The following is a 23606-nucleotide window of genomic DNA, read 5'->3' as shown; positions in this document are numbered from 1 at the left end:
ACTTCTCAAAGATTTCCCCTCAGCGCTTGTTCTCGTTCGATCGCTTCAAACAGTGCCTTAAAGTTGCCTTCACCAAATCCTTGGGCTCCGTGGCGCTGAATGATCTCAAAGAATAGGGTGGGGCGGTCTTGGACAGGTTGGGTGAAGATCTGGAGGAGATAGCCTTCCGAATCGCGATCGATCAGAATGCCTAACTGAGCAAGTTGATCAATCGGTTCTTCTAGAGCACCGACACGGGAAGCTAAGTTTTGGTAATATGTCGGGGGAGTCTGGAGGAACTCAACGCCAGAGCGTTTTAGTTGGGTGACTGTTTCAATAATATTGTTGGTTGCTAAAGCGATATGCTGAATCCCAGGTCCGTGGTGATATTCCAAGAACTCATCAATCTGTGATTTGCGTTTGCCATAGGCGGGCTCGTTGATGGGTAGCTTAATTTTGCCTGTACGATCGCGCATCACCTTAGACATCAAAGCAGAATATTCTGTAGAAATTGCCTGATCATCAAAGTGCATCAATAGCTCAAAGCCCAGCGTATCGGTGAAGAACTGTACCCAGCGATCCATTGCGCCATATTCTACGTTGGCTACGACATGATCAATCGCGGTTAGCCCTGCACCAACCCGTTGATGAGCCTGCTGACGCATAGCGAAACCAGGAGCAAATCCTTGGTATTGGCTGCGCTCAACAAACTTAACTAGCATATCTCCATAGACATGAATAACGGCGTAGCGAAACACCCCTTGCTCGTCTTGCTCCTCAGTCAGTGCGATCGCTTCTCTAGCTCCACGAGATGTTGTTTCCCAGAAGGCTTTCTCTGCATCTGGCACTTCTAGAGCAATCACTGCCACACTATCGCCATGTTTCAACCCGCTCTGCGCGATCGCGTGATCGGGGTGCAGAGCGCTACTTAGGACCAAACGAATTTCTCCTTGCTCCATGACATAGGAGGTTACGTCGCGGCTTCCAGTACTTAATCCCCGATAAGCAGTATTGGTAAAACCAAAGCAATCAGCATAAAAGAGCGCTGCTTGCTTGGCATTACCCACGTAGAATTCTAGGTGATCAAAGCGTTTAATCGGGCAAATATCATGCATGGGGATTCCTCCTGACCAGCCGCTTCTACCGCAGGGCACCGCTCCCACTCCTCACACCAAAATCCATGACTATTCCAGCTGATAAAAGGCGCTCGACCTTACCTACCTTTATTCACTGGAGCGATCTCATTACTTAAATCAGAGATGTTTTCTGTCAATGCAGCGTCAGAATACAGACTCGTCCTGAGAGGGGTTCTGTGGTTTGCAGCTCACTTGCTACTAACCCTATAGTAAGATTATAGATTTTATTTTTGGTCCGTCTCAAGGGTTAATTTTTGACAAGGCAATTAGGTTGAGTACGGACATCTAAACCACCTCGAAGATAATCCGTATTTGAGGTAACGCTAGATGCTGTCATCAGTTAGTACCTTTCTTTCAGCGATCGTAGATTATGCAGGTTTCTTTCCACCCGCTCAGTTGAGCCTAAAAGCAGCAATGGCGAATTATGCTCAATATCACGCTTCTCCTGACGCTTGGATGCTGGGGCGATTCGTCCTGCCCGCCTCACACCTAGAAGAATTCATTGCTCTCTTACCTACCTTCCCGCTCGCCCAGTGGCCGCTTAGTATCGTTATTTCTCAGGATTTTGAGCCTGTTCTCAGTCGAGTTCAATCTTTAGCGGCTCATAACCCTGCGATCGCCCTCCAAGCTCTAGAATTTCCTCCCTTAACAGCAACTGAAATCACCGCTCTCGATCTACTGCCACAAGTAGAAACCTTTTTTGAAATTCCTCTGGATCAGGATTTAACTCCTTACTTAGACGTGTTACACCACCAAGGAGCCTCTGCCAAAATTCGGACTGGTGGCATAACTGCGGCTGCCTTTCCAAGTGCAGTACAACTCTACGAATTTATCTTTGCCTGTGCTCAGGCTCAAGTCTCCTTCAAGGCCACTGCAGGTCTTCATCACCCCATACCTGGCGAGTACCCGTTGACCTACGAACCAGAGAGTGAGGTCACAACGATGCCTGGTTTCTTAAATGTGGCGCTGGCTTCAGCTTTGGTCTACTGGCAAAAGATTACTTCGGAAGCTGGTTTAAGCTTGCTGCAAGAACAGTCGGCTGATCAGTTTCTACTAACAGACAGCGCTATTAGCTGGAACCAACATCAGCTCAGCCTGCCAGAACTAGCGATCGCCCGTAAACAGATCTTCCGTTCCTTCGGCTCCTGCTCGTTTGTAGAACCAATTGCTGGACTGCAAGCCATGCAGCTCTTATCAAAACCTGAGCCACAGACAAGACAAGAACTTAGCAGCAAAAAGATATAAATCAGCCTATCTTTATCTCTTGGATAAGTTTGCGATCGCGGTGATTAACTCAAGGGGGTCGATGGGTTTCGCTAGATGAATCTCGAATCCAGCAGCGATCGCTTGTTGTTGGTTGACTTCACCCGCATAAGCAGTCAGCGCAATCGCAGGCAGACTTCTTCCCAGTTGTGAGGTTAAAGCCTGAACTTCTCGCAATAGAGCATACCCATCCATTTCAGGCAGCCCAATATCGCTGACTAGAACATCGGGTTGAAATTCTAGTAATAGCTCCAATACAGCTCGCGCTGAAGATACTGCAATGACTGTTGCGCCTACATCTTCGAGGACAAAATGAACCAGCTCTAAGTTATCCGGTTCATCGTCTACTACAAGCACTTTGACTCCTTGCAAATTGGAAGATTGATCAACCAGAACTGCCGTGCCAACTCCTTCTGTATCTGTGGTCAGCAAAGGTAGCAGCACCGTAAAAGTGGCACCTTGACCCTCCCCTAAACTCGCAGCTTGCACCCTGCCACCATGAATCTCTGTTAAGTGTTGAACGATCGCTAATCCCAGACCTAAGCCGCCAAAGTTGCGAGTGGTAGAGCTGTCAGCTTGGCGAAAGTAGTCAAACACATGTGGTAGAAACTCTGGGTTAATTCCTTTGCCTGTATCGTTGACTGTGATTTTGGCTTCTAGATCAACATATTCTAAGCAAACTTCAACTTTGCCTCCAGTCGGCGTAAATTTAATCGCATTAGAAAGCAAATTCCAGAGAATCTGTTGCAGGCGAGCCACATCTCCAGCGATAAATTTACCTCGTGGTTCTAAGCGAGTCGTAAGTTGAATATGCTTAGCTTCAGCCGCTAAACGGATATTCTCTAAAGCGGCCTCAATGGTGGGCACTAGGTCAACCGCCGTACTGTTTAAGTGGAGTTTGCCGCGCAAAATGCGGGAAATATCTAATAAGTCTTCGATTAATTGAGTTTGCAGTCTGGCATTACGCTCAATCGTTTCTAGAGCGTAGTTCACTTTGTCTGCATCTAACTTACCGCTGCGAAGGATTTGGACCCAGCCTAGAATCGGGTTCAAGGGCGATCGCAACTCGTGAGACAGCACTGCGAGAAACTCATCCTTAAGTTGATTGGCTTCCTCTAGCTCTTTAGCTTGCTGGCGGAACCGTTCTTCTGAAAGCCTCAGTTGTTCTAGCGTTTCTTCGTACTCCCGGCGGAGCCGTTCTTTGTCTAAGCTTTCTTGTACGGCAATAGCCAAGCGATATAATGGCTTGCCCTTTAGCACATAGTCGCTCAAGCCCTGCTTCATACCCCTGACAGCCACTTCCTCAGAGCCACTGTTTGTAAACATCACTACAGGGCAGTGGGGGTAGCAAAGTTTTATACTTTGTAGGATTTCTAAGCCGTTGCTCCAACGCAGTTGGTAGTCAGTCACGACCAAATCAAACTCTCCTGCCTCCAGAGCTTGGGTAAACTCACTCGCCTCACCAACTTCTTGAACTTGCAAATCGAAAAACGTTTTCTTCAATTCACGAATGGCGAGTAGGCGATCGCCCTGATTATCGTCAATCAGCAAGACACGGAGCATTACAATTTCAGCGGGTGGCGCAGGGTGGACGAGGGAATAGGCGAAAAGCTAAAGATCAGGTTACAGCGTTAGCAGGCAAGCTGGGAATCAACCTTAAGACTGTACTGCTTGTTAAAGAAATCACTCAATATATTTTCTTGTATTAATTGACACTGAATCATATTAGAACTCAGCGGGGACTGGTAATTCGAGCTAAAAGCGCCTGCCTGTACCCAGATCAGCCTCCACATTAGTCTGCCCACACATCCGCTCCAACGCACGCCGCAGAATGGCTAATCCAATGCCAGTAACAAGATAAGTTTCTTCGGCATGTAGGCGCTCAAATCCACCAAAAATACGATTCTGGTTTTCGGAAGCGATCCCGATGCCGTTATCTTCCACCCACAGGCACACCTAGTGATCCCGATGTTCGGTCCATATCCTTACCTGTGGCTGTATGCCAGGAGATACAAATTTAATAGGGTATAGCTCGCGTTCTGCCAACAAGCGATCGCCCTAGTTGTCATCGATAACCAAAATATCCATTGACTGTCCTCATGGGCTCCATTCTTCAAAAGATATTTATTCGTAGAAATAATAAATCAAGGCTCAGCGGTGCTGCTCTCCTCGCCTGCTTGTAACTCTAACCAAAAGCGGCTTCCTTGCCCCAAGGCTGACTCGACTCCTACTCGCCCTCTCATACGCTCAGCTCCTTTGCGGACGATCGCCAGCCCTACACCTGTCCCCGGATAAGCCTGCCTGGTGTGCAATCGCTCAAAGGCTTGAAAAATCCGCTCATGATATTGAGGGGCAATGCCAATGCCGTTATCTTCGATCCACAGCCGCACCCATCCAGACCGCAATTCTGCCCAGATGTGAATCTGAGGCTGTCTGTCTGGGGGGACAAACTTCACCGCATTGTTTAGAAGATTCAGCAAAGCTTGAATCAGGGTGAGCCGATGGCCCATCACCTCTGGCAGTGGGTGATCCACTGTCACCATTGCGGGTCGGGCTTGCCACTCAGCTTCTGTTTTCTCAACTACTGTCGTTACCAATTCAGTTAGGTTGAGCGGTTGAACAATAATCTCCGCTCGCGACAAGCGCCCATAATCTAGCAAATCGTTGACTAGCTGGTCCGCTTGTTGGGCAGAAGCCGAAATTTCCTGAGCGTACCGTTGCCCTATGGCATCCAGGCGATCGCCGTAGTCTTCCAAAAGGGCTTGAGATAAACCCTGCATAGACCGTAGGGGAGCGCGTAAATCGTGGGACACCGAATAGCTAAAAGTCTCTAAGCCATCAATTGCTTCTTCGAGAGCTGTAGTGCGTTCTGCCACTCGTTGTTCTAGTTGATTGGTATAACCTTGAAGTTGGTCTCGCAATCGAGTTTGCTGAATCGCGATCGCCAGCTGACTTGCCACTTCTTGAGCAATTTGTTGATCTTCAGCACTAAAGGCATCCCTTGCCTGAGCCAATAAAATCAAATCTCCTAAAACAGAGTTCTCAACGGTGAGGGCGATCGCCAGAAAGCTATGATATCCAGCGGTCAGGATTTGCTCTAAGCCCACGGAGCGTTGCGGCAAATCTGCTAGGTCTTGGACATACCAAATCGGTTCTCGATCCCATAGCATGGCAATTGGAAAGCGATCTCTAATCGGGAGGACAGTTCCTGCCACATCATTGGCAATTGCTCCAGCTAGGATCTGAAGTTCAGCGGCTTCGATGTCAAACAGAACCACAGCCGACTGGTTGCAAGGCAGCACGTTGCTCAGGTGAGATAGAGCGGAATGGGCGATCGCAGATGGAGCCTCTAGGCTTAGAATTGCTTGGTCAATCTGATGTACGGCTTCTAGGCGTTGAATTGAACGTTGCAGTTTGGCTTCTGCTTGCTTGCGAGTTGTGATATCAAACCGAACCGCGAGATATTGCAGCGGCTTACCTGATTCATCCAAAAACGGCACGATTGTGGTGTCAACCCAATAGCTGGTGCCATCCTTGGCTCGGTTCTTAATCTCTCCCTGCCAAACTTCTCCCTGAGTAATCGTGGACCAGAGCTGCCGAAAGAATTCTTGAGAGTGGTAGCCAGAGTTGATCAGGCGATGTGTTTGGCCAATCAATTCAGCTCGGCTAAATTGCGAGATTTGACAAAACTGGTCATTGACCTCTGTGATCACGCCATGACTATCTGTGGTGGCTAAAATTGCAGCTTGATCCAGAGCAAATTTCACATCTGACAGGTCTTTGAGTAGTTGCCGCTGAGCCATCTCCGCTTGGATGCGTTCCGTTAGATCCCGCGCTACCCCAATCACACCCACGATGTTTCCTTCAGCATCACGGCAAGGATCTTTGCTTGTGAGAAATATGCGGACCTCGCCTGCTACTAAAAGGGGTTCTTCCGAGGCTTGCGAGATGCCTGTTTCTATCACAGAGCGATCGATCTTTTGCAGCGCGATCGCCTGCTTCAAAGGAATTAACTCTAGATCGGATTTTCCTAAAATTTCTGTCTTTGGCTTACCAAAAACACGTGCTGTTGCCGAGTTAACTAGTTGATATTTTCCCTGAAGATCCTTGACAAACACCGCATCTGCCGTTTCTTCAATCACCCGCTCCAGCAAGTTATAGCTCTCTTGCAAGGCTTGCTCACTACGCCTACGTTCTGTAATGTCGCGAGTGACTTTAGAAAAACCATATAGCTTCTGGTTCTCATCGTAGAGGGCAGTAATCACTACGCTTGCCCAAAACAACGAACCATCCTTGCGTCTCCGCCAACCTTCGTCTGTATAGTGTCCTTCTGCAATTGCAACTTGCAACCCATAAGCAGGCTTATTTTGAGCGATCGCTGCTTCTGGATAAAAGATCGAAAAATGATGACCCAAGACTTCTGCGGCCTTATATCCCTTCAGTACTTCTGCGCCACTGTTCCAACTGGTAATGTATCCGTTAGCATCCAGCCCAAAGATGGCGTAGTCCCGGACTCCCTCTACCAGAAGACGGTATTGCTCCTCACTCTCTTTCAGGATCGCAAAAGCCTTTTCAGCCCTTTGTCTAGCACTTCGTAAAGATTGACTGAGCCAACTAATGAATAGACCCTCAAAGACAAAGATTGAAATTCGGGTTAGGTTAACTGCATCCGTAACCTGTAAGCTGAAATACGGGGGGATAAAGAAATAAGTTCCGAATAACGTGCATAATCCGGTTGCAAGTAGCCCTGCTCGGAACCCGCCGTACCAAGCACTAAACATGACGGGCAAGACGAAAACCAAAAGTGGAGCGTTTTCGCGTAGCAGTGGCGTTAGCAAGAATCGCAATAATAGAGCGAATAGGGTTGCCAACACTGCAACACTATACTCTGATTGCAGCAACTGCTTTGCTCTGGCCATTACCCAAGTTTCCTTAGAGAGTTCGGAGGCGCTTTGCTGCTTTTATGCCTTTCTAAAGAAATTAGCAGAATTGCGATCGCTCTAAACTCATCCTAATCTGACTTCTGTAGCTTCAACAGCCTTTCAGGTAGCGATAAGTAGCAATGACACTACTTTAACTAACCGCAGCGCCGCAAGGAGTCGCCCATCTCCATCACGGAAGAGCGTTCTGAGCGCTGTTGGCTATCAGTTCTCCCTTGAGATTTTTCTCTAGCCAGCGATCGTTTAGGAGCTAGCAAGCGGTCTATCTGTCGCAGCAGTCCTGCTGACTCAACACTTTTGCTGAGGTAAGCATCGGCTTCCAGCCCCAGATCAGAAGTTTGACTGAGGATATCATCCGTGAAAAAAGATGAAATCAAAATTACCAAAGGTGGATTAGCTACACGCTGCCTCAATCGGCAAATCACATCCGGGCCATCTGTATTGATTTGGTAGCGTCGTGGGGGCATGGAAAAGTCAATCAGGGCGAGATCAAATCGCTCTGCTTCTCGCAGAAAAGCATCTGGATCAGTAAAGGTGGACACAGCATAGCCATGTTGACCTAGCCTAGCCTCTAAAATGAAGCACCAAGCCTCATTATCATCAACGATCGCAATTTGATACATTTGAAACTCGTACTTGCGCCCAGCAAATGTAACACTCCTATGTTTGTTCTACTGCATGTCGGCCCATACGCTCCCTACCTTCCGATAGACTCACTCGTCTGAAGGCCCGAAACTTCAAGTACAGGGTGAAAAATTACCTCTAAAGGTGGCGTTGGTTATATTTACGGTTAATGAATATTAAGAGCACAGCCATGACGATCGCTCCACCAATCGCAGTCGCCGTTATGGCTGAGTTCGCTAATTGACGCACTGCGATCGCCACAAAGGCCCAGATGAACACCGAGGTAAAGGCAATATCAGCGCGTCGTATGGCCACAAGCGCTCCAATGATTGTCGCAACGACCAACATCGCGACTGTCCAACTAGTGGCACTTAAACCCCAGCGATCCCAGCCAGAACTATACAGCGCTGAGGCTACATTGACGATGGTAGCGACAGAAATCCAGCCTAAGTAAATGCTAAACGGGATATGGGCCAACCATTGGCGATCGCGCGACACTCGTCCGCCATCATGTAGCTGCAAATAAGCTCCAATCAATGGCAGCAGAATCACTAACATTGCCGCCACTGAAGGCCAAAACAGTTGTAGCGTGAAGAGATAAACCCAAGCAATCTGAGCTAAGCAAGCCACAATCAGCAGAGAGCTAGCCCGCCGCAGCGTAGCCTCTTGGCGCTGAGCAGGGCCGAGCTGATAAACCCCATAGGCAATGAGTCCAAGATAAATTAGACCCCAAATTGCAAAGGCGTAGTTAGCCGGGGTAATCTGCACACCCCCCAGAATGGTGTTGGCAACCGCGCCAATGTTTAACCCCGCAATCGGGAAAAAATTCGAGAGGGCATTGACTAGCAGCGTTGCGACGATGGCCACAAGCGTTGCGATCGCCAAGCTCATGCCTGCGCGCGATCCCGATCTAGATTCTGGCGGCGACACTTTCATAAAACGGCTAAAATATCCTGAATCAGGTCTTCTAAATGCTGCTCACAAAACTGCTCGGCTGCTGCTAAAGACATGCCTCGCTCCAAGGCGTAGGTTTCAAACGCATTGTAAATCATGGCTCTAGCAATGTCCTGTTCTTCTGGACCGATTGCCCAACGCAGCTCAATACATCCTTGAAGAATTAAATTGATGAGTTGCCCCTCTTGTCTCAAATCAGCAATCAATGCGTCTGCCACACTCTCAGAATTAGGCACAGGATTCTGACTCATAGAATTCACAAACGTCTCCTTCCAGTCTAAACAGCACCAATCGAGGGGAGGGCTTGGCCTAGCTGATAGCTAGATGGGACAGGTTTTCGGAGTATGAGGCGATCGCCCTCCAGTTAGATGTTCATCGTTGCTAAGTGCGCTATTGTGCCCAGAATTGCTGTCGTATTCCTGAATTGCAGCGCGATCGCAGTGTCTGAAAAAGTTGCTTCCCAGAGTTGCCATGAGAACCATCCGCTTACCATCGGGTCAATCAATTCCAGCCTTAGGGATGGGCACTTGGAGGATGGGAGAATCTGCTACTCAACGTCCCAACGAGATCGCAGCCTTGCAGCATGGCCTTAATCTCGGTATCACTCTGATTGATACAGCCGAAATGTACGGCGAAGGCGGTGCTGAAACTGTGATTGCTGAAGCCATTGCTGATCGGCGTTCCTCCGCTTTTTTAGTCAGCAAGGTTTATCCGCACAACGCCTCTCGTCAAGACGCGATCGCTGCCTGTGAGCGCAGTTTACGACGGCTCAAAACTAATTATCTTGATCTTTATTTATTGCACTGGCGAGGTTCTGTCCCTCTCTCCGAAACCTTGGAAGCCTTTCAAACCCTGAAGCAGGCGGGCAAAATCCGAGATTACGGAGTCAGTAATTTCGATGTAGCCGATATGAAGCAAGCCATTGCTTCACCCGGAGGAGAAGCGATCGCCACCAATCAAGTGCTTTACAACTTGATGCGTCGTGGCGTTGAGTGGGACTTGTTACCTTGGTGCCGCCAACGAAGTATCCCGATCATGGCCTACTCACCCGTGGAACAAGGCCGACTGCTCCAGCATCGTACCCTACAGACCATTGCCCAACAAAAAAACGTAACTCCCGCTCAAATCGCGATCGCTTGGTTGCTGCACCAAGAAAATGTGATTGTCATTCCTAAATCCAGCAGTATCGCTCACGTAGAAGAAAATCGAGCCACGCTGGATCTGAAACTCACGCCGGAGGATCTGCAAGCCTTGGATGCGGCCTTTCCAGCCCCAACGAAGAGAGTTTCCCTAGAAATGTTGTAAAAATAGAGCAAAAACAAAGGCCCAGGTAGCAATAACCTGAGCCTATACAAATTAAATTTGATGAGCTAGAGAACCTAACCAGACATTAAGTTTGGCCAGTTTAGCTCTCTCAATCCTTGAAAACTAATGGCTTGAGAATCAAGCGACAAAAGTTCAGGGATTAGTAACCGCGAGAGAAACTGTCGTTTCTGCGGCCACCGCCACCACCGAAGGAACCACCACCACGGTCTTCACGAGGCTTGGCTTTGTTAACCTTCAAATCGCGGCCCATCCACTCAGCTCCGTCCAATGCTTCAATGGCAGCTGCTTCTTCAGCGTCTGCACCCATTTCTACGAAGCCGAAGCCACGCATCCGACCAGTTTCGCGATCGGTGGGAAGCTGAACTCGCTTAACTGAACCGTATTCAGCAAATACAGCAGTCAAATCTGCTTCTGTAACTTCATAGGACAAATTGCCTACATAAATCGACATAGCTTGTCTCCAAAATCATAGGGGTGTAGAGATTGAGATTTCGGAGAGAAGCTTGCCAATACCAAAGGTGAAAAAACCGTCAATGCTAAAAACAAACGCTGCAACCGATTACTAATTCTCTTCTCAACCATAACACAATAGTTAGGTGGTGTGTTGAGTTATTTCCTGACCAGAAAATCTTAATTTTACTTTCTGGTGGACCACCACACCTAATCGTTTATTTGCCGCCCAGTCCGTCATGTCGCTTAGGGTCTTTCTTTTCTTTTTTGGTCCCATCAGACTGAGCTTTCGGTTTTTTAGATTCTTTGTTGCCTTTCTGCTCTTTAGACATAACGATTCCTTAAACTAGAGTTTCTTTTCCGCCGAGATGACTAGCAAATCAGCGATTCACCATCAGCCTGCTCTGTTACCATGCATCCTCGGGTGAGAACTACGCTTGGCAAGCATCCTCTATCACAGGATTTGCACTTGCAGCTTTGGCTTGCAAATCCACCCAAGCGTCTTGATGAAACCGAACCACCCGTGAAATGGAGTTGCGAGAGTGCTCGGACGTAGAAACTGACAAAGTAACGTTACGCTGCCCAGGATCTACGATGTGCTTCACTGTGCAGGTTTGCATCTTGTTGTTGCAATAAGCAACAATGCGATCGCCCACTTGAATCTCTAACGCTTGAATTTTCAATGACCACCAAACCTATGAAGAAATTAGCTTAGCTGAACGGGTTCAATGCTACCTACGAGGTGATAGCGATTGAATGATGCTTTTTTGATTAGGGGTAATTTGCAGATTTGCCGCTCTTACGCAAGTTCTAGGCTCAGAAGGAAACTACGTATCGTGAGTCCTTAGCTTTACTAAGAGTTTCGGTGTTTTTTAATAGTACCACGTAAAGGCTTGAAATTCTATCAAAAGCTCTATTTTCTCGTCAATAGCAATTTTGCTTAAAATCTTCTTAGGAAGATTTTAATTAAGTCAGCTTCTTGAAAAGAGGTGCGCACATCTTCTCCACAGAGTTGTGCCAGTCTTCCCCTGCAAACAAAAAGCACCCCAACTAGAGGTGCTCAAACAAGTGAAAGATTTCGGTCAACGCCATTACTCGCTTAGTAACGCGATCGGGCGATCGCTCCGTTCAGGTAAGCCCACGTCAGCTTTTAGAACGGAGAGAAGATAGCAGCTAAAATTTATTCAGCTCTTTGCTTTTCAGCTAACTCACGAAAATATTCAGAGAAGCAGGAGCTGATCCTCAGGCTACCTGTACCTGCTGAGAACAACTTTCCAGCATTTGCGTGAGCTTAGCTGCGGGAACAGGACGGCTGAAGTAGAATCCTTGGCCTTCATGACATCCCCGTTGGCGCAGGTACTCCAACTGTTCCTCAGTTTCTATCCCCTCCGCTGTAATGCTTAACCGCAGGCTTTTTGCCAAAGCAATGATGGCATCGCTCACCGCAGCACTGTCTGGATTCGACAGTATATCTTGCACAAAGGAGCGATCGATCTTAAGCAGACTCACCGGAAATTGCTTTAAGTAATTGAGGGAGGAATATCCTGTACCGAAGTCATCTAGAGCCAGCAGGATGCCCAGTCCCTGCAATTGTTTTAAGGTATCAATCGATCGCTCTAGCTCCACCATCAACGCGCTTTCAGTCACTTCCAATTCTAGATAGGCTGGCTCTAGCTCCGTCTCTGCTAAAACCTGCCTAATCATGTCCACTAAATTGGGTTGTTCTAGCTGTCGAGCGGACAGGTTGACGGACATTCGCATGGCTGGAAATCCAGCCAACTGCCAAGCTCGGCTCTGGGCACATGCCGTACGCAACACCCATTCTCCCAGTGGCACAATCAGACCATTGGCTTCAGCAATGGGGATAAACTTAGCGGGGGAAACCAAACCCAGAGTCGGATGCTGCCAACGCACTAGTGCCTCAACCGCTGTCAATTCTCCACTCTGTAAATCAATTAAAGGCTGGTAGTAAACTCGCATTTCCTGGCGCTCTAAAGCACCATACAATTCGTTCTCTAACGCTAAGCGCTCTTGCAACTGAGCGGCTATTTCGGGGCAATAAAATTGGTATTGGCCGCGTCCCTGCTGCTGGGCTCGGTAAAGTGCCATGTGAGCCTGCTGTAAAAGTGGCTCGACGCCTTGCCGCTCTCCCAGCTCATTGATGGTAATTCCCACACTGGCTGTAATCCGAATCAGCCCGCCTTCTAAAGCGAAAGGTTTTGCTAGCGTGCTCAAGATTAACTGAGAAAGCTTAATCACACTCTCCAAGCAAGGCAAGTCTGTGAGAGCGATCGCAAATTGATCCTCGCTGAGATGGGCCAAAATCTCTGTGGAACCTAGGCAAGTAGTTAAACGTTGAGCCATGGCTCTAAGGAGCAGGTTGGCAGTCTCCGGTTGCCAAGCGTGACTCGCGCCCGTAAAGTCATCAATCCCCACTAACAGAACCGCCACCAATCTTGGCTGGTTCGGAACTGGGGACAGAGTTTGATACAGGCGATCGCAAAACAAATCCCGATTGGGCAAGCCAGTCAAGTTATCGTAATGGCGGATGTAGTGAATCAACTCATCTAATTGGTGTAGCGTTTGGGAGGTATTCGCCATTAACGTCCCAGCTTCATCTTCAAAGTCTGTCGGTAGTTCCGGCAAGGTTTTAGTATTGAGATAGTCTTGCAAAACCGTAGAAGTCAAAATGACTGGAATCAAAAGGTGATGTAAGGCATAGAGAGTGGCTGCGGTACCTATCAACGTCGCGACCAAAGCAATGACTAAGACTGGGATTGCCATTTCCCAGGAATAGGAATGGGAGGTAACAAAAGTTAGCAATAACGTGAGAAGAGGAACATGGGTGCCTAAAAATGCCACTGCCATTATTTTGGCGATATAGCTAGTTTTGAGGAATCTAAAGCCAGCTAGAAATGAATAGAGATGAAGCTTCTGAGAGAGCGACATAAATAACGAGTGAGACTTAAAAGACAACAGGTGAGTTGTCAAACACCTCTATTGAGATGAGAGGTGGTTTTACTTGACAATTCCAGGAAATTAGCCTCAACGAGGCTGTCTCTTACAGACTTCCCGATATTGCGATCGCCATCTTCCATCATCTAGCGGATAAGGTTGAGCAACTTTGCTGATAGGTACTACCAGCCATTCAACCGATACTGAAACTCATCAATAAAGCTGCAAAGTCCAACAGTTGCGGAGTCTAACTATGATGAATGGAGCGTTCAATCTCGCCTTGGGCCGAGGATATCTGCTCAAAACGGCCACGATTCAAGATGAAACTATTTACTGGGTCGAAAATCTGTACTTCACGAGCGAACCTTACAGTTGCTTAGAAGACCTCGTTTCGTTTTTGCACACCTTGCCACTGCTTCCCCACTCTGAAGACACGCTGACGTGGATTAATCTCGTGAAAGCTTTATCACCTCAAGCGGTTAGCGCAATCGCCAGCTAACTTTCACCATACCTTTACCCATGCAGATGCAGGACACCAGTCAAACTACAGGCTCAAACCTACGGGATTGGCGGGATTCGAACCCGCGGCCTATCGCTTAGGAGGCGATCGCTCTATCCATCTGAGCTACAACCCCAGTTTCAAACATCACGATCATAACAGTTGTGTGAGTGCATGCAAGAGCCTTAACAGCATCACGTAGACTCCCACGTTTCTTCCCAAGGTCCACCCCCCACTTCCAAGCCACAGAGATGGCTTTGCGCCACTAAAATCGGTTGAGAGCGATCGCGTTGCCAGAGGCGTAAGGTCACGTGCCCATGCATCGTGTCACGGCAGAAGAAAATTAAACCTTGTTCTGTAGGGGCGCGCAAAGGAGTCCCTGGTGTCTCACAAGTCCCCGTTAGCTCTATTCGATACTGGTCTTGTTCAGCTTGCATCTGCCAGCAACCCCACGGTTTAATCTGCCAAGTTACTTTGCTGTTCCAGGGGACAAACTCGTAGAATTTACCTCGATAGTGAATTCCGATCATGGCGACCGATTCCATCCACCACAACACTCCCCGCCGACCTCCTCCAGCCGTCAGGGCTAGATCTGGTTCATTGACAAAGCAATTGCAATTGAGCCAAAACCATTTCTGCGGAAATGAACCACCCCAGTTTTTCTCGCTATAGGCAGGCGCGTTCGTAAAGTTGTAGCGCTGACCGTTCCAGTCAATCCAACCTGTGGCTAATCCGTGAGCCATAAGGATTTGCCAGCCAGGTTCAAAAATTTGCAGAGAAGAGAGCCAGCCAGCGGTAGATTGTTGCGGACTACCAACGTTACCCCAACCATAAATAGGCTGAATTTTGTATTGCCAGCGAGCTGATGCCCCAGAGCCGGGATCATTCAGTACTCCCTGATGCCAGGTTGCCGTTGCTTGATACCCTTCATTGACCCAGCGATCGAACTCTGCCGGGGGTAGCAATCTCGGCTGCTTAGTTTCCAAATGACCTTGAGTAGCTTGGCTATGAGCGGCTTCGCTAGTGTGCCGCCAATGACCTATGCCTAGAGCCTGTTGCCACGCCCAGAATTGCTGGACTTGAGGAAAGCTACGGCAGAGATATTCGTCGTTTGGCCCTAAGATCTGTGCCCCGCCACCGCTGACAGGTGTCCCCCCCTGCGGGTCTTCAATAGAGTACATAAAGGCAAAGGTTTGGCCCAGATCGGGTAATGTCACTCGGTAGTACCAGCCTTCAAAAAACCGACGCGGATTACCGTCCCAGTGATAGCCGCTATGAGGCGTTTGAAGGGAGCCAGAGGCTGGTAGTAAAGAGGAGATTAAGGAAGCGATGCAGCTTGATGCTTGCTGAACCAACGGTAATTAGCCCCTAGTAGTGGTTGAGATAGGGTAGTAAAAAGCTACCAGAATTTTCGTCCCCACCCGGATAGAATTTAGCATCGTCCAGTGTTAAGGTAATCTAACGCAAAGTTACAATCAATAAACTTTCTACAGGTCCATCGCAATAGCCATCCACTTCACCCGATTGGGTGAGATAACGGCATGAAGTCGAATTGCGATCGCCTGTGATAACTTGGGCTCATTCATCTTTGCTGCTCTAGCTCGAAAATATTCTTAGTTATTTAGTTTGGTTCACAGAAAAAGCCGTATCTGAAGCTAATTGAATACAAGCATGAAGTCTAGCTCTGTTTTTCTGAGCGGGCTCAACCATCACTATTTCGAGCATCACTCTTTGTAGTGGCTTAAACCATTGTTCGGATTCAAGGCATTCCCTATGAGCGGCAACGATACTCAACAGCAACCTGCTCTCCCAGCTATCTCTGAGGGAGAACTGAACGCTCCTCAACACCCGCAAGAGCCGAGTCAGCCCCCTAACTCAAGCCGCTTTCGACGGTGGTTACTGCCTGTTACAATTGGCCTGCTGCTTCTCGGTGGCATAGGTTGGATCATTTTTAGCCGCTTCATCATGCCCATGCTGATGGCAGGCTCCATGCAGCCACCACCGACTCTAGTGCAATTAGGCACTCCTGAATCAGCCCCAGTAGAAGATAGCTCAGATTATGCGGCTACTTTGGATTCACGGCAGTCTGTGACCCTACAACCGCGTGTGTCAGGCCAAGTCTCAGCTATCTATGTAGAAGCGGGCGATCGCGTTGAAGCAGGTGAGCCACTTTTACAAATTGGTGCGGCTGAGCAACGGGCGCAAGTCGCTAGTCGCAATGCTGCGGTTGATACAGCCGCCGCTGATATTGATTCTGCGCAAGCCGATGTTGCCAGCGCGATCGACACGCTGAAAGCGTTGCAAGAAAAACGAGCGGCTGATCAAGCCAATGTCCAGCTAAATCAGCGCGAATACGAGCGCTACCAGGAACTCCAGCGACAAGGAGCGGAAAGCCGACAAATTCTGGATCAGAGACTCAATGCGCTGCAAACGGCTCAAGCAACCGTCCGGCAGACGGAGGCTGACATCCGGGCTCAACAAAGTGCCATCAACAGAGCCAAATCTCAAGTGGTCAGAAGTCAGCGAGCCTTGGAGCAAGCCCAGGCGAATGTAGCAGAAGGGCAGGCGCAACTACAAGACTACGCTATTACCGCTCCTTTTGCAGGCGTTATTGGCAATATCCCAGTCAAGCAGGGTGATGTTGTCAGTGCTGCAACTCCTCTACTGACCCTGACGCAAAACCAGGAACTGGAAGTACAAATTGCCATCCCGCTGGAAAGAGCGCCTAATTTGCGCTTAGGGTTGCCTGTCAAGCTGTTGAGTGATCAAGACCGGGTGTTGCAGACAGGCAAAGTCTCATTTATTTCGCCCAGTGTTGATCCGTCAACTCAGTCAGTACAGGTGAAGGCGCTCTTCGACAACGCCAACAATCAACTCCGGACGTCGCAGTTTGTCCGGGCCAGAGTAATTTGGCAGTCACGCTCTGGAGTTCTGGCTCCTACTACCGCCATTTCTCGGCTAGGCGGCAGAGATTTTATCTTCGTGGCAGCTCCATTTCAAAGCTCAGGTTGTCAAGCGCAGGCACAAGCTAATGCGGCTCCCGGTGGTGCTCCTGGCGGACCCCAGGTGGAGCCTGACCAATTAGTTGCCGTGCAGAAACCCATCAAGTTAGGCAGGATTGTCGGCAACAACCAGGAAGTCGTAGAAGGACTCAGTGCGAGCGATCGCATTGTGACTTCTGGCATCCTGCAATTGCAGAACTGCATGCCGATCGCAGCAGATACTCCACCTGCTAACGCTCCTGCTAGCGCTCCTTAAAACGATACTGTGCCATGTCTTGTAGAAGCGAAGCATTCGGCAGTTCAATTTTAGATTCATCCAAAAATTCCTGACTGAATCCTTCGTCTCTAGCACTTCTACGGCCGCTTCTACGGGTAGCGAAGTTATGATTCTCTCCATTTCCGACTTCTTTATCAAACGTCCTGTATTCGCTACGGTCTGTTCGATCGTTGTGACCTTGTTAGGCCTTGCCTGTATCCCTACCCTGCCGATCGCCCAGTACCCAGACATTACGCCCCCCCAGGTCAGCGTTACGTCTAACTATATTGGCGCGAATGCGGAGATCGTAGAGTCAACTGTTACCAACATTTTGGAACGGGAACTCAACGGTGTCTCTGGGGTGAAATACATCAAGTCTACTAGTGCCAATGACGGCACCAGCAGTATCAACTTGACCTTTGACTTGGGTCTAAATCAGGATATTGCTGCGGTTGATGTCCAGAACAAGGTTTCAACTGTAGTCTCACGTCTGCCTGGACCTGTCACCCAGACAGGGGTGCAAGTTTCCAAAGCCAACAACAACTTTTTGCTAGCGATCGGGCTTTACTCTGACCGGGACGAGGGCAAAGACGAAGATCTGTACGACGATGTTTATCTCAGCAACTACGCCGACCTCTATGTGGTTGATGCCTTAAAGCGGCTCGAAGGCGTGGGCGGGGTACAGATTTTTGGAGAGCGCAAATATGCTATGCGGCTGTGGCTTGACCCAGAACGCCTAGCTAGCCGCAACTTGACCCCACAAGATGTAGTGGTGGCATTGCAGCAACAAAACCTCCAAATTGGCGCGGGACAAATTGGTCAGCCTCCTGCTGCTACTGGGCAACAGTATCAATATGCAGTGACAGCCCAAGGACGGCTGAAAGATGCGGAAGAATTCAACGAGCTAGTGATCAAAAGTACGGATGCTGGCACGTTGGTGAAGCTGAGAGACGTGGGCAGAGCGGAATTAGGCGCGGAAAACTACGGTTCCGTATTGCGCTTTACCTCAGACGATCGCGTCACCCATCGGGGAGTAGGACTAGGGATCACCCAGCAGTTCGGCAGTAATGCTCTGGATACAGCACAAGCAGTCAAAGATGAGATGCAACGGCTGACCGCTAGTTTCCCTCCCGGTTTGCATTACGAAATCGCCTTTGACACCACGACTTTTATTCAAGCAGGGGCGGAAGAGGTAATCGTCTCGCTCTTCCAGGCGATCGCGTTAGTGATTTTAGTAATCTTCCTATTTTTGCAGAACTGGCGAGCGGCGCTGGTAGTATCGATCGCGATTCCGGTAGCTTTCATTGGTACGTTTATCTTTGTCAAGCTGCTCAACTTCTCGATCAACACTCTGACCTTGTTCGGTTTAACACTTGCTACAGGTCTGGTAGTTGATGACGCGATCGTGATTGTGGAGGATATCTCGCGGCGGATTAACGAGGATGGACTGCGTCCCCTTGAGGCAGCTCTCGCCTCCATGAATGCGCTGTTTGGTGCTGTCATTGCCACATCGCTGGTGTTGATCACAGTGTTCGTGCCCATTGCCTTCTTCCCTGGCACCACAGGGCAACTATATAAGCAGTTTGCGCTCACAATCGCTTTCTCGGTTGTGGTTTCTACTTTCAACGCGATTACGTTTACGCCTACTTTGTCAGCTTTGCTGCTGAAGCAAGGACACACAACGCCAAACAATTGGTTTTTTAATGGCATTAACGGTGCGATCGAGCGGACCCGCCAAAGCTACACTGGAACACTGACAAAAGTCATTCGGCGCAAAAGCATTGTGCTGGCCTTGTTTTCAGCGGGTTTAGTCCTTACCTACTGGATCTATACGATCGTGCCAGCGGGATTTGTACCCGATGAAGACCAAGGCTACTTTATTACACTGGTTCAAGGTCCAGAAGGCGTATCCCTCAGCTACACCGAAGAAGTTTTGGCAAAAGCTGAGGAGATCATGAAGCAACGCCCTGAAATTAAGAACATTTTTGCGGTGGGAGGATTTAGCTTCAGTGGTGCTACACCCAATAATGGCTTAATTTTCTCCACCCTAAAACCCTGGGCAGAACGTCCTAAAGCAGAACAGTCGGTTAAAGGCATTATTGGCGGCTTCTTTCCGCAACCATCGGGGCTATTTCCGCAACTGATTGGAATTAAGGAAGCGATCGTGGTGCCGTTTCCCCCACCCGCTATTCAAGGGATTGGTAATTTTGGGGGATTTGAGTTTCACCTACAAGACCGCACAGGCAGCGACTTCAACACGATTGGGGAAGTGTTAGGTAAATTCATGGGGCGGGCAACTACCTATCCCGCTCCTGACAAACCTCAACTAGCTGGGTTGCGGCCTACCTTTAATGCCAACACTCCCCAGATCTCCGTAGAAGTGGATCGGGTGAGAGCCAACCAACTCCAGGTTTCACCGGAAGAAATCTTTAGCACGTTGCAAATTTTCCTCGGCTCAGCCTATGTAAATGACTTCAACCAGTTTCAACGGGCCTACCGAGTCTATGTGCAAGCAGATAGCCGCTTCCGTTCTAATCCGGAAGACATCAAGAAGCTGTATGTGCGATCGCGAGCTGGCAGGATGATTCCTCTCGGCAACTTGGTGCGCGTAAATCAAACAATCGGCCCTTCAATCATTACCCATTACAATCTCTCCCGTTCTGTAGAGATTAATGGCTCAGGATCACCTGGCGTTAGTTCTGGGCAAGCAATCAAGGCGATGGAAGCCGTAGCCAACGAAACCCTGCCCAAGGGGTTCCGGTATGAGTGGTCTGGTCTCTCCTTGGAGGAGATTCAGGCAGGCGGTTCAGCGGTCTTTATTTTCTCTTTAGGCATTATCTTTGTCTTCTTAACCCTGGCGGCTCAGTATGAAAGTTATACCGATCCTCTGATCATCATGCTGACTGTGCCATTAGCGGTTTTGGGAGCCTTATTTGCGGTGCTGCTGCGGGGCACTGCAAATGATGTCTACACCCAGATCGGGCTAGTCATGCTGATCGGTATGGCGAGTAAAAACGCAGTCTTGATTGTGGAGTTTGCCAACCAACTTTCTGACGAAGGATTGACTTTAACCAAAGCGGTGACGGAAGCTTGCCGAGACCGCTTACGCCCAATCTTGATGACCGCCATTTCAACGGTGATCGGTGCTGTGCCCCTGATCGTTGCTACCGGACCAGGGGCCGCAGCCCGACAATCTTTGGGTACAGCGATCGTGGGCGGAATGTGCGTAGCCACAGTGCTCAGTTTGTTTGTAGTGCCTGTGCTGTACATCGTGATTAAAACCGCTGAATCTCAGCTCCGGCGATCGCGCCAGCCAGCCTTTGTAGGTGTAAACTCAGCGACTATGGGCAGCGACGGAGATGGCAACGGAGATGGCAACGGAGATGGTCATAAGGATGGGCATAGTGACGGTGCAGGTCATCACAGCCGAGAAACTACTGCTAGCCGCGCCACAGATCATCACTAGAGATTAGGGCATACATTCAGGGAGCGATCGCTTTACTCAAATAAGGCGATCGCTCTTGCTTTTACTGAAACTCGAAACTGGATACTACTTTTTGATAAGCCTGACGCATGGGGTCTTCCGGGTTGATGTAAGCGCCATGAATATGAATCACATAACGACCATCGGGACTAGAGAAGAGTACATTATCTGCTTCATAAAGACCTGTGGAAGCATAAGCTAGCGCATCTTGACCCGCTACCGTAATATTTTTATCTTTGCCTCGGCTCAGATTGGCTTCCTTCCAAGCTGCGAGGGGGCGCTTCTGAGCATTATCAAAAACTGAAATTGTCACGCTCGCCGGATACTCACCTCCCTTCCAAGTGCCAGAGGCGATCGCCTGGTAGTCTTCACTTTCCCAAACTTCTATGCGCCCTAGCAGAGCTTCTTTAGCCTCTGGAGGTTGATTCTCACTGCGATTATCCGGTGTAAAACCTTCCGGATATTGGAAACGAAAGCCAAAGCGATCGCTCTGAAAAGTATTTTTTCCTTGAGTGCTAGAGGGAGAAGAAGTAGGCTGAGTGATAGTTGGAGTTGGGGACGGACTCCCAGTATCAGGGTATGGGGCAGGTAGAGGAGCGGGCTGTAAGGGCGTGCAGCCAGCAGCTAAAGATAGGAAGAGGCCAAAAATAGCAAAACGTTTCATAATACGCAAGTTGAGAGAGTTGTAGCGATCGCTGCTCTCTTGCTGGGGTAGGCAGGAGACAACTGATAGAAGATACATCCATCTCAAATCGTTTTCCTGAGTTTTAGAAACCCTTGCTGCATAATTTGAGGGGCAACGTCACACGCAGTTTTCTTGCCACTGAAGGATAAGAAGAGACCATGTTATAAACTCTTATTACTCGACTTCTTCAAATCACAGTAATAAACAATGGCACAGCTAGAACGCTTGATCCTTATGGCAGAGGATGAACTCACTCAATACAGCACTGATGCTCGCAAGATAGAAAAACTGCGTCAAAAAATCGGTATCTCTGTTCCTTTAGCAGAGCAGCGGCAGATTAAAGAAACACTGCTGGCAGAGATGCCGACAGATACCTTAAGCCAACTTGTGGAGAAACAGCGTCAGACCGTCGCCCTGCCATTTTGGGGCATTGCTGGACTCGGCTTACTGCTAGGGATATCATTCTCCCAACCTTTCGATTTTGCGATCGTGGCTGCTGCTGGGTTTGCCGCCTTTAAGATTCAACAGTGGGGCTGGAAACTACAAGCTAAGCGCCTCGTGATTCAAACGCTAGAAGACATTGAGGAGAGAATTCAACAAGCTACTGCAAAATGAAACAGAGGGTATAATCTGCGGTGGCAAAGCCCGCTCTTGCTTGAACCAGTTTCCTACTTTAACCAGTAACTACGATGAATATCCCTGACGGTCCGAAAATACCATCTTGGTTACAAAAACTGCAATATACCTTAGATCCTCTAAGGTTCCTGGAGACAGCAGCAGAACGTTACGGAGATATTTTCAATGCACCTGTTACGGGAAATGCCGATACCATGTTGCTGGTTAGTCATCCTGCCGCAATTCAACAAATTTTTTCTAGCGATACCAAACAATTCGCCGCTCCGCCTAATCAATTGTTGCGGCCTTTAGTGGGTGAGTATTCCCTGCTGGTATTAGAAGGCGATCGCCATCTCCAGGGGCGCAAACTGCTCTTGCCTCCATTTCACGGCGATCGCATGCGAGCCTATGGGCAATCAATTATTGAGTTGGCAGATAAAGCCTTTGCTCAATTAGCGCCTAGTCAGTCCTTTACTGCCCGCAGCCTAGCACAGAACATCTCGATGGATGTGATCTTGAGGGTTGTGTTTGGGCTATCGGAAGGAGAGCGATTCTATGAGCTAAAGCAACGCATCACTACACTGATGGATTTGTTTAAATCTCCGTTGATAGCAGGCTTGCTCTTTTTCCCTAACTTACAAAAAGATTTAGGTCCTCGCAGTCCTTGGGGATATGTGCGGCATGTCCAGCGGCAAATCGACGAACTACTCTACACGGAAATTCAAGCTCGTCGCCAACATCATGATCCTGCTAATTCAGATATTTTGAGCCTCCTTCTTTCCGCTAAGGATGAAGCTCGAGGAGGCATGACTGATGCAGAATTAAAAGATGAATTAATGACTTTGCTGTTGGCAGGCCACGAAACTACAGCCTCTGCGATCGCCTGGACATTCTACTGGGTGCATAAATTTCCTCATGTCCGGGAGAGGATACTTCAGGAGCTAGCCACATTAGGAGATGCGCCTGATCCCACCAGTATTGCTCGGTTGCCCTATCTCACAGCAGTTTGCCAAGAAACTCTCCGGATTTGTCCCATTGCTGTGCTAACAGTGCCCCGAGCAGTGAAGGAACCTGTAGAGCTTATGGGCTATTCACTACAGCCAGGGATCAGGGTGTTTGGCTGCATTTACCTCACCCATCATCGTAAAGATCTGTACCCAGACTCCAAACAATTCAGACCCGAACGCTTCCTAGAGCGCCAGTTTTCCCCCTATGAATTTTTACCCTTTGGAGGAGGTGTCCGACGCTGCATTGGTGAAGCTTTAGCCTGGTTTGAAATGAAATTGGTGTTAGCGACGATCCTACAGCGCTATGAATTAGAGTTGAGCGACCAAAAGCCAGAACGTCCTGTACGCGGAGGCGTCACACTAAGGCCAGAACGGGGAGTTAAGATGGTACTGCGATCGCGCCGCTAGGGAGACAGTCTTACTACCCCAAA

20 protein-coding genes and 1 tRNA gene are annotated in these 23606 nt (G+C 48.9%); 7 read left to right on the top strand and 14 right to left on the bottom strand.

From position 1 onward, the window contains the following. Positions 1 to 5: 5 nt before the first annotated feature. Positions 6 to 1094 carry a 4-hydroxyphenylpyruvate dioxygenase gene (hppD, locus tag H6F72_RS16185; RefSeq protein WP_190437620.1) on the bottom strand — a complete coding sequence of 363 codons (1089 nt, stop codon included), beginning with the start codon at positions 1092 to 1094 and terminating at the stop codon, positions 6 to 8. Between the two features lie 348 nt (positions 1095 to 1442). Here hppD and H6F72_RS16180 point away from each other — a divergent pair, with 348 nt between their 5' ends. Beyond that, the gene (locus tag H6F72_RS16180) at positions 1443 to 2360 is read left to right on the top strand and encodes a hypothetical protein (RefSeq protein WP_190437618.1); all 918 of its coding nucleotides are present in this window, start codon (positions 1443 to 1445) and stop codon (positions 2358 to 2360) included. A 12-nt stretch (positions 2361 to 2372) separates the two neighbouring features. Here H6F72_RS16180 and H6F72_RS16175 read toward each other — a convergent pair whose 3' ends face one another. From H6F72_RS16175 to H6F72_RS16145, 7 genes are all read right to left on the bottom strand, one after another. After that, positions 2373 to 3941 (bottom strand): response regulator, encoded by a 1569-nt coding sequence (locus tag H6F72_RS16175; protein WP_190437614.1) that lies wholly within the window; start codon positions 3939 to 3941, stop codon positions 2373 to 2375. Positions 3942 to 4133: 192 nt separating this feature from the next. Then, positions 4134 to 4322: an ATP-binding protein gene (locus H6F72_RS16170; protein WP_199299123.1), complete on the bottom strand. Its 189-nt coding sequence runs from the start codon at positions 4320 to 4322 to the stop codon at positions 4134 to 4136. A gap of 200 nt (positions 4323 to 4522) precedes the next feature. After that, positions 4523 to 7297 carry a PAS domain S-box protein gene (locus H6F72_RS16165; RefSeq protein WP_190437610.1) on the bottom strand — a complete coding sequence of 925 codons (2775 nt, stop codon included), beginning with the start codon at positions 7295 to 7297 and terminating at the stop codon, positions 4523 to 4525. A gap of 158 nt (positions 7298 to 7455) precedes the next feature. Continuing rightward, the gene (locus H6F72_RS16160; RefSeq protein ID WP_190437606.1) at positions 7456 to 7941 is read right to left on the bottom strand and encodes a response regulator; all 486 of its coding nucleotides are present in this window, start codon (positions 7939 to 7941) and stop codon (positions 7456 to 7458) included. Between the two features lie 139 nt (positions 7942 to 8080). Next, complete coding sequence (locus tag H6F72_RS16155; protein WP_242016971.1) at positions 8081 to 8878, bottom strand: tryptophan-rich sensory protein; 798 nt, start codon at positions 8876 to 8878, stop codon at positions 8081 to 8083. Then, a complete protein-coding gene (locus H6F72_RS16150; protein ID WP_190437602.1) occupies positions 8875 to 9147 on the bottom strand; it encodes a hypothetical protein in 273 nt (90 codons plus the stop codon). Before H6F72_RS16150 ends, H6F72_RS16155 begins: the two co-directional genes overlap by 4 nt. A gap of 69 nt (positions 9148 to 9216) precedes the next feature. After that, positions 9217 to 9369 carry a hypothetical protein gene (locus tag H6F72_RS16145; RefSeq protein ID WP_190437599.1) on the bottom strand — a complete coding sequence of 51 codons (153 nt, stop codon included), beginning with the start codon at positions 9367 to 9369 and terminating at the stop codon, positions 9217 to 9219. On the opposite strand from H6F72_RS16145, the gene H6F72_RS16140 reads away from it, so the two are divergent. Next, positions 9368 to 10201 carry an aldo/keto reductase gene (locus tag H6F72_RS16140; RefSeq protein WP_190437597.1) on the top strand — a complete coding sequence of 278 codons (834 nt, stop codon included), beginning with the start codon at positions 9368 to 9370 and terminating at the stop codon, positions 10199 to 10201. The two genes, H6F72_RS16145 and H6F72_RS16140, sit on opposite strands and share 2 nt — an antisense overlap. Positions 10202 to 10361: 160 nt before the next feature. On the opposite strand, the gene H6F72_RS16135 is transcribed toward H6F72_RS16140, so the two are convergent. The 3 genes from H6F72_RS16135 to H6F72_RS16125 form a co-directional block, all read right to left on the bottom strand. Then, positions 10362 to 10673, bottom strand: coding sequence for an RNA-binding protein (locus tag H6F72_RS16135; RefSeq protein WP_190437592.1), 312 nt, complete (start codon positions 10671 to 10673; stop codon positions 10362 to 10364). Between the two features lie 430 nt (positions 10674 to 11103). Further along, entirely contained in the window at positions 11104 to 11355 is a 252-nt protein-coding gene (locus H6F72_RS16130) for a hypothetical protein (protein ID WP_190437590.1), read from the bottom strand. Between the two features lie 559 nt (positions 11356 to 11914). Then, entirely contained in the window at positions 11915 to 13540 is a 1626-nt protein-coding gene (locus tag H6F72_RS16125) for a bifunctional diguanylate cyclase/phosphodiesterase (RefSeq protein WP_199299122.1), read from the bottom strand. A 340-nt stretch (positions 13541 to 13880) separates the two neighbouring features. On the opposite strand from H6F72_RS16125, the gene H6F72_RS16120 reads away from it, so the two are divergent. Next, a complete protein-coding gene (locus H6F72_RS16120; protein ID WP_190437585.1) occupies positions 13881 to 14126 on the top strand; it encodes a hypothetical protein in 246 nt (81 codons plus the stop codon). Between the two features lie 62 nt (positions 14127 to 14188). Here the strand turns inward: H6F72_RS16120 and H6F72_RS16115 are convergent. After that, positions 14189 to 14262 (bottom strand) — tRNA-Arg (locus H6F72_RS16115). Positions 14263 to 14320: 58 nt separating this feature from the next. Then, the gene (locus tag H6F72_RS16110; RefSeq protein WP_199299121.1) at positions 14321 to 15481 is read right to left on the bottom strand and encodes a tocopherol cyclase family protein; all 1161 of its coding nucleotides are present in this window, start codon (positions 15479 to 15481) and stop codon (positions 14321 to 14323) included. Between the two features lie 418 nt (positions 15482 to 15899). Here H6F72_RS16110 and H6F72_RS16105 point away from each other — a divergent pair, with 418 nt between their 5' ends. Further along, complete coding sequence (locus tag H6F72_RS16105) at positions 15900 to 17384, top strand: efflux RND transporter periplasmic adaptor subunit (RefSeq protein ID WP_190437581.1); 1485 nt, start codon at positions 15900 to 15902, stop codon at positions 17382 to 17384. A 127-nt stretch (positions 17385 to 17511) separates the two neighbouring features. Then, entirely contained in the window at positions 17512 to 20850 is a 3339-nt protein-coding gene (locus H6F72_RS16100; RefSeq protein ID WP_190437578.1) for an efflux RND transporter permease subunit, read from the top strand. 61 nt (positions 20851 to 20911) lie between these two features. Here H6F72_RS16100 and H6F72_RS16095 read toward each other — a convergent pair whose 3' ends face one another. After that, a complete protein-coding gene (locus tag H6F72_RS16095; RefSeq protein WP_190437576.1) occupies positions 20912 to 21610 on the bottom strand; it encodes a hypothetical protein in 699 nt (232 codons plus the stop codon). Between the two features lie 150 nt (positions 21611 to 21760). Between H6F72_RS16095 and H6F72_RS16090 the strand changes: the two genes are divergently transcribed. Both H6F72_RS16090 and H6F72_RS16085 read left to right on the top strand, forming a co-directional pair. Further along, positions 21761 to 22168, top strand: coding sequence for a hypothetical protein (locus tag H6F72_RS16090; RefSeq protein WP_190437573.1), 408 nt, complete (start codon positions 21761 to 21763; stop codon positions 22166 to 22168). A gap of 74 nt (positions 22169 to 22242) precedes the next feature. Further along, positions 22243 to 23583 (top strand): cytochrome P450, encoded by a 1341-nt coding sequence (locus H6F72_RS16085; protein WP_190437570.1) that lies wholly within the window; start codon positions 22243 to 22245, stop codon positions 23581 to 23583. Positions 23584 to 23606 lie beyond the last annotated feature (23 nt).

This window comes from Trichocoleus sp. FACHB-46 (assembly GCF_014695385.1).
Taxonomy (GTDB): Bacteria; Cyanobacteriota; Cyanobacteriia; order FACHB-46; family FACHB-46; genus Trichocoleus.
The sequence above is the reverse complement of the archived record's forward strand: the minus strand, read 5'-3'. Positions and strand labels throughout refer to the sequence as shown.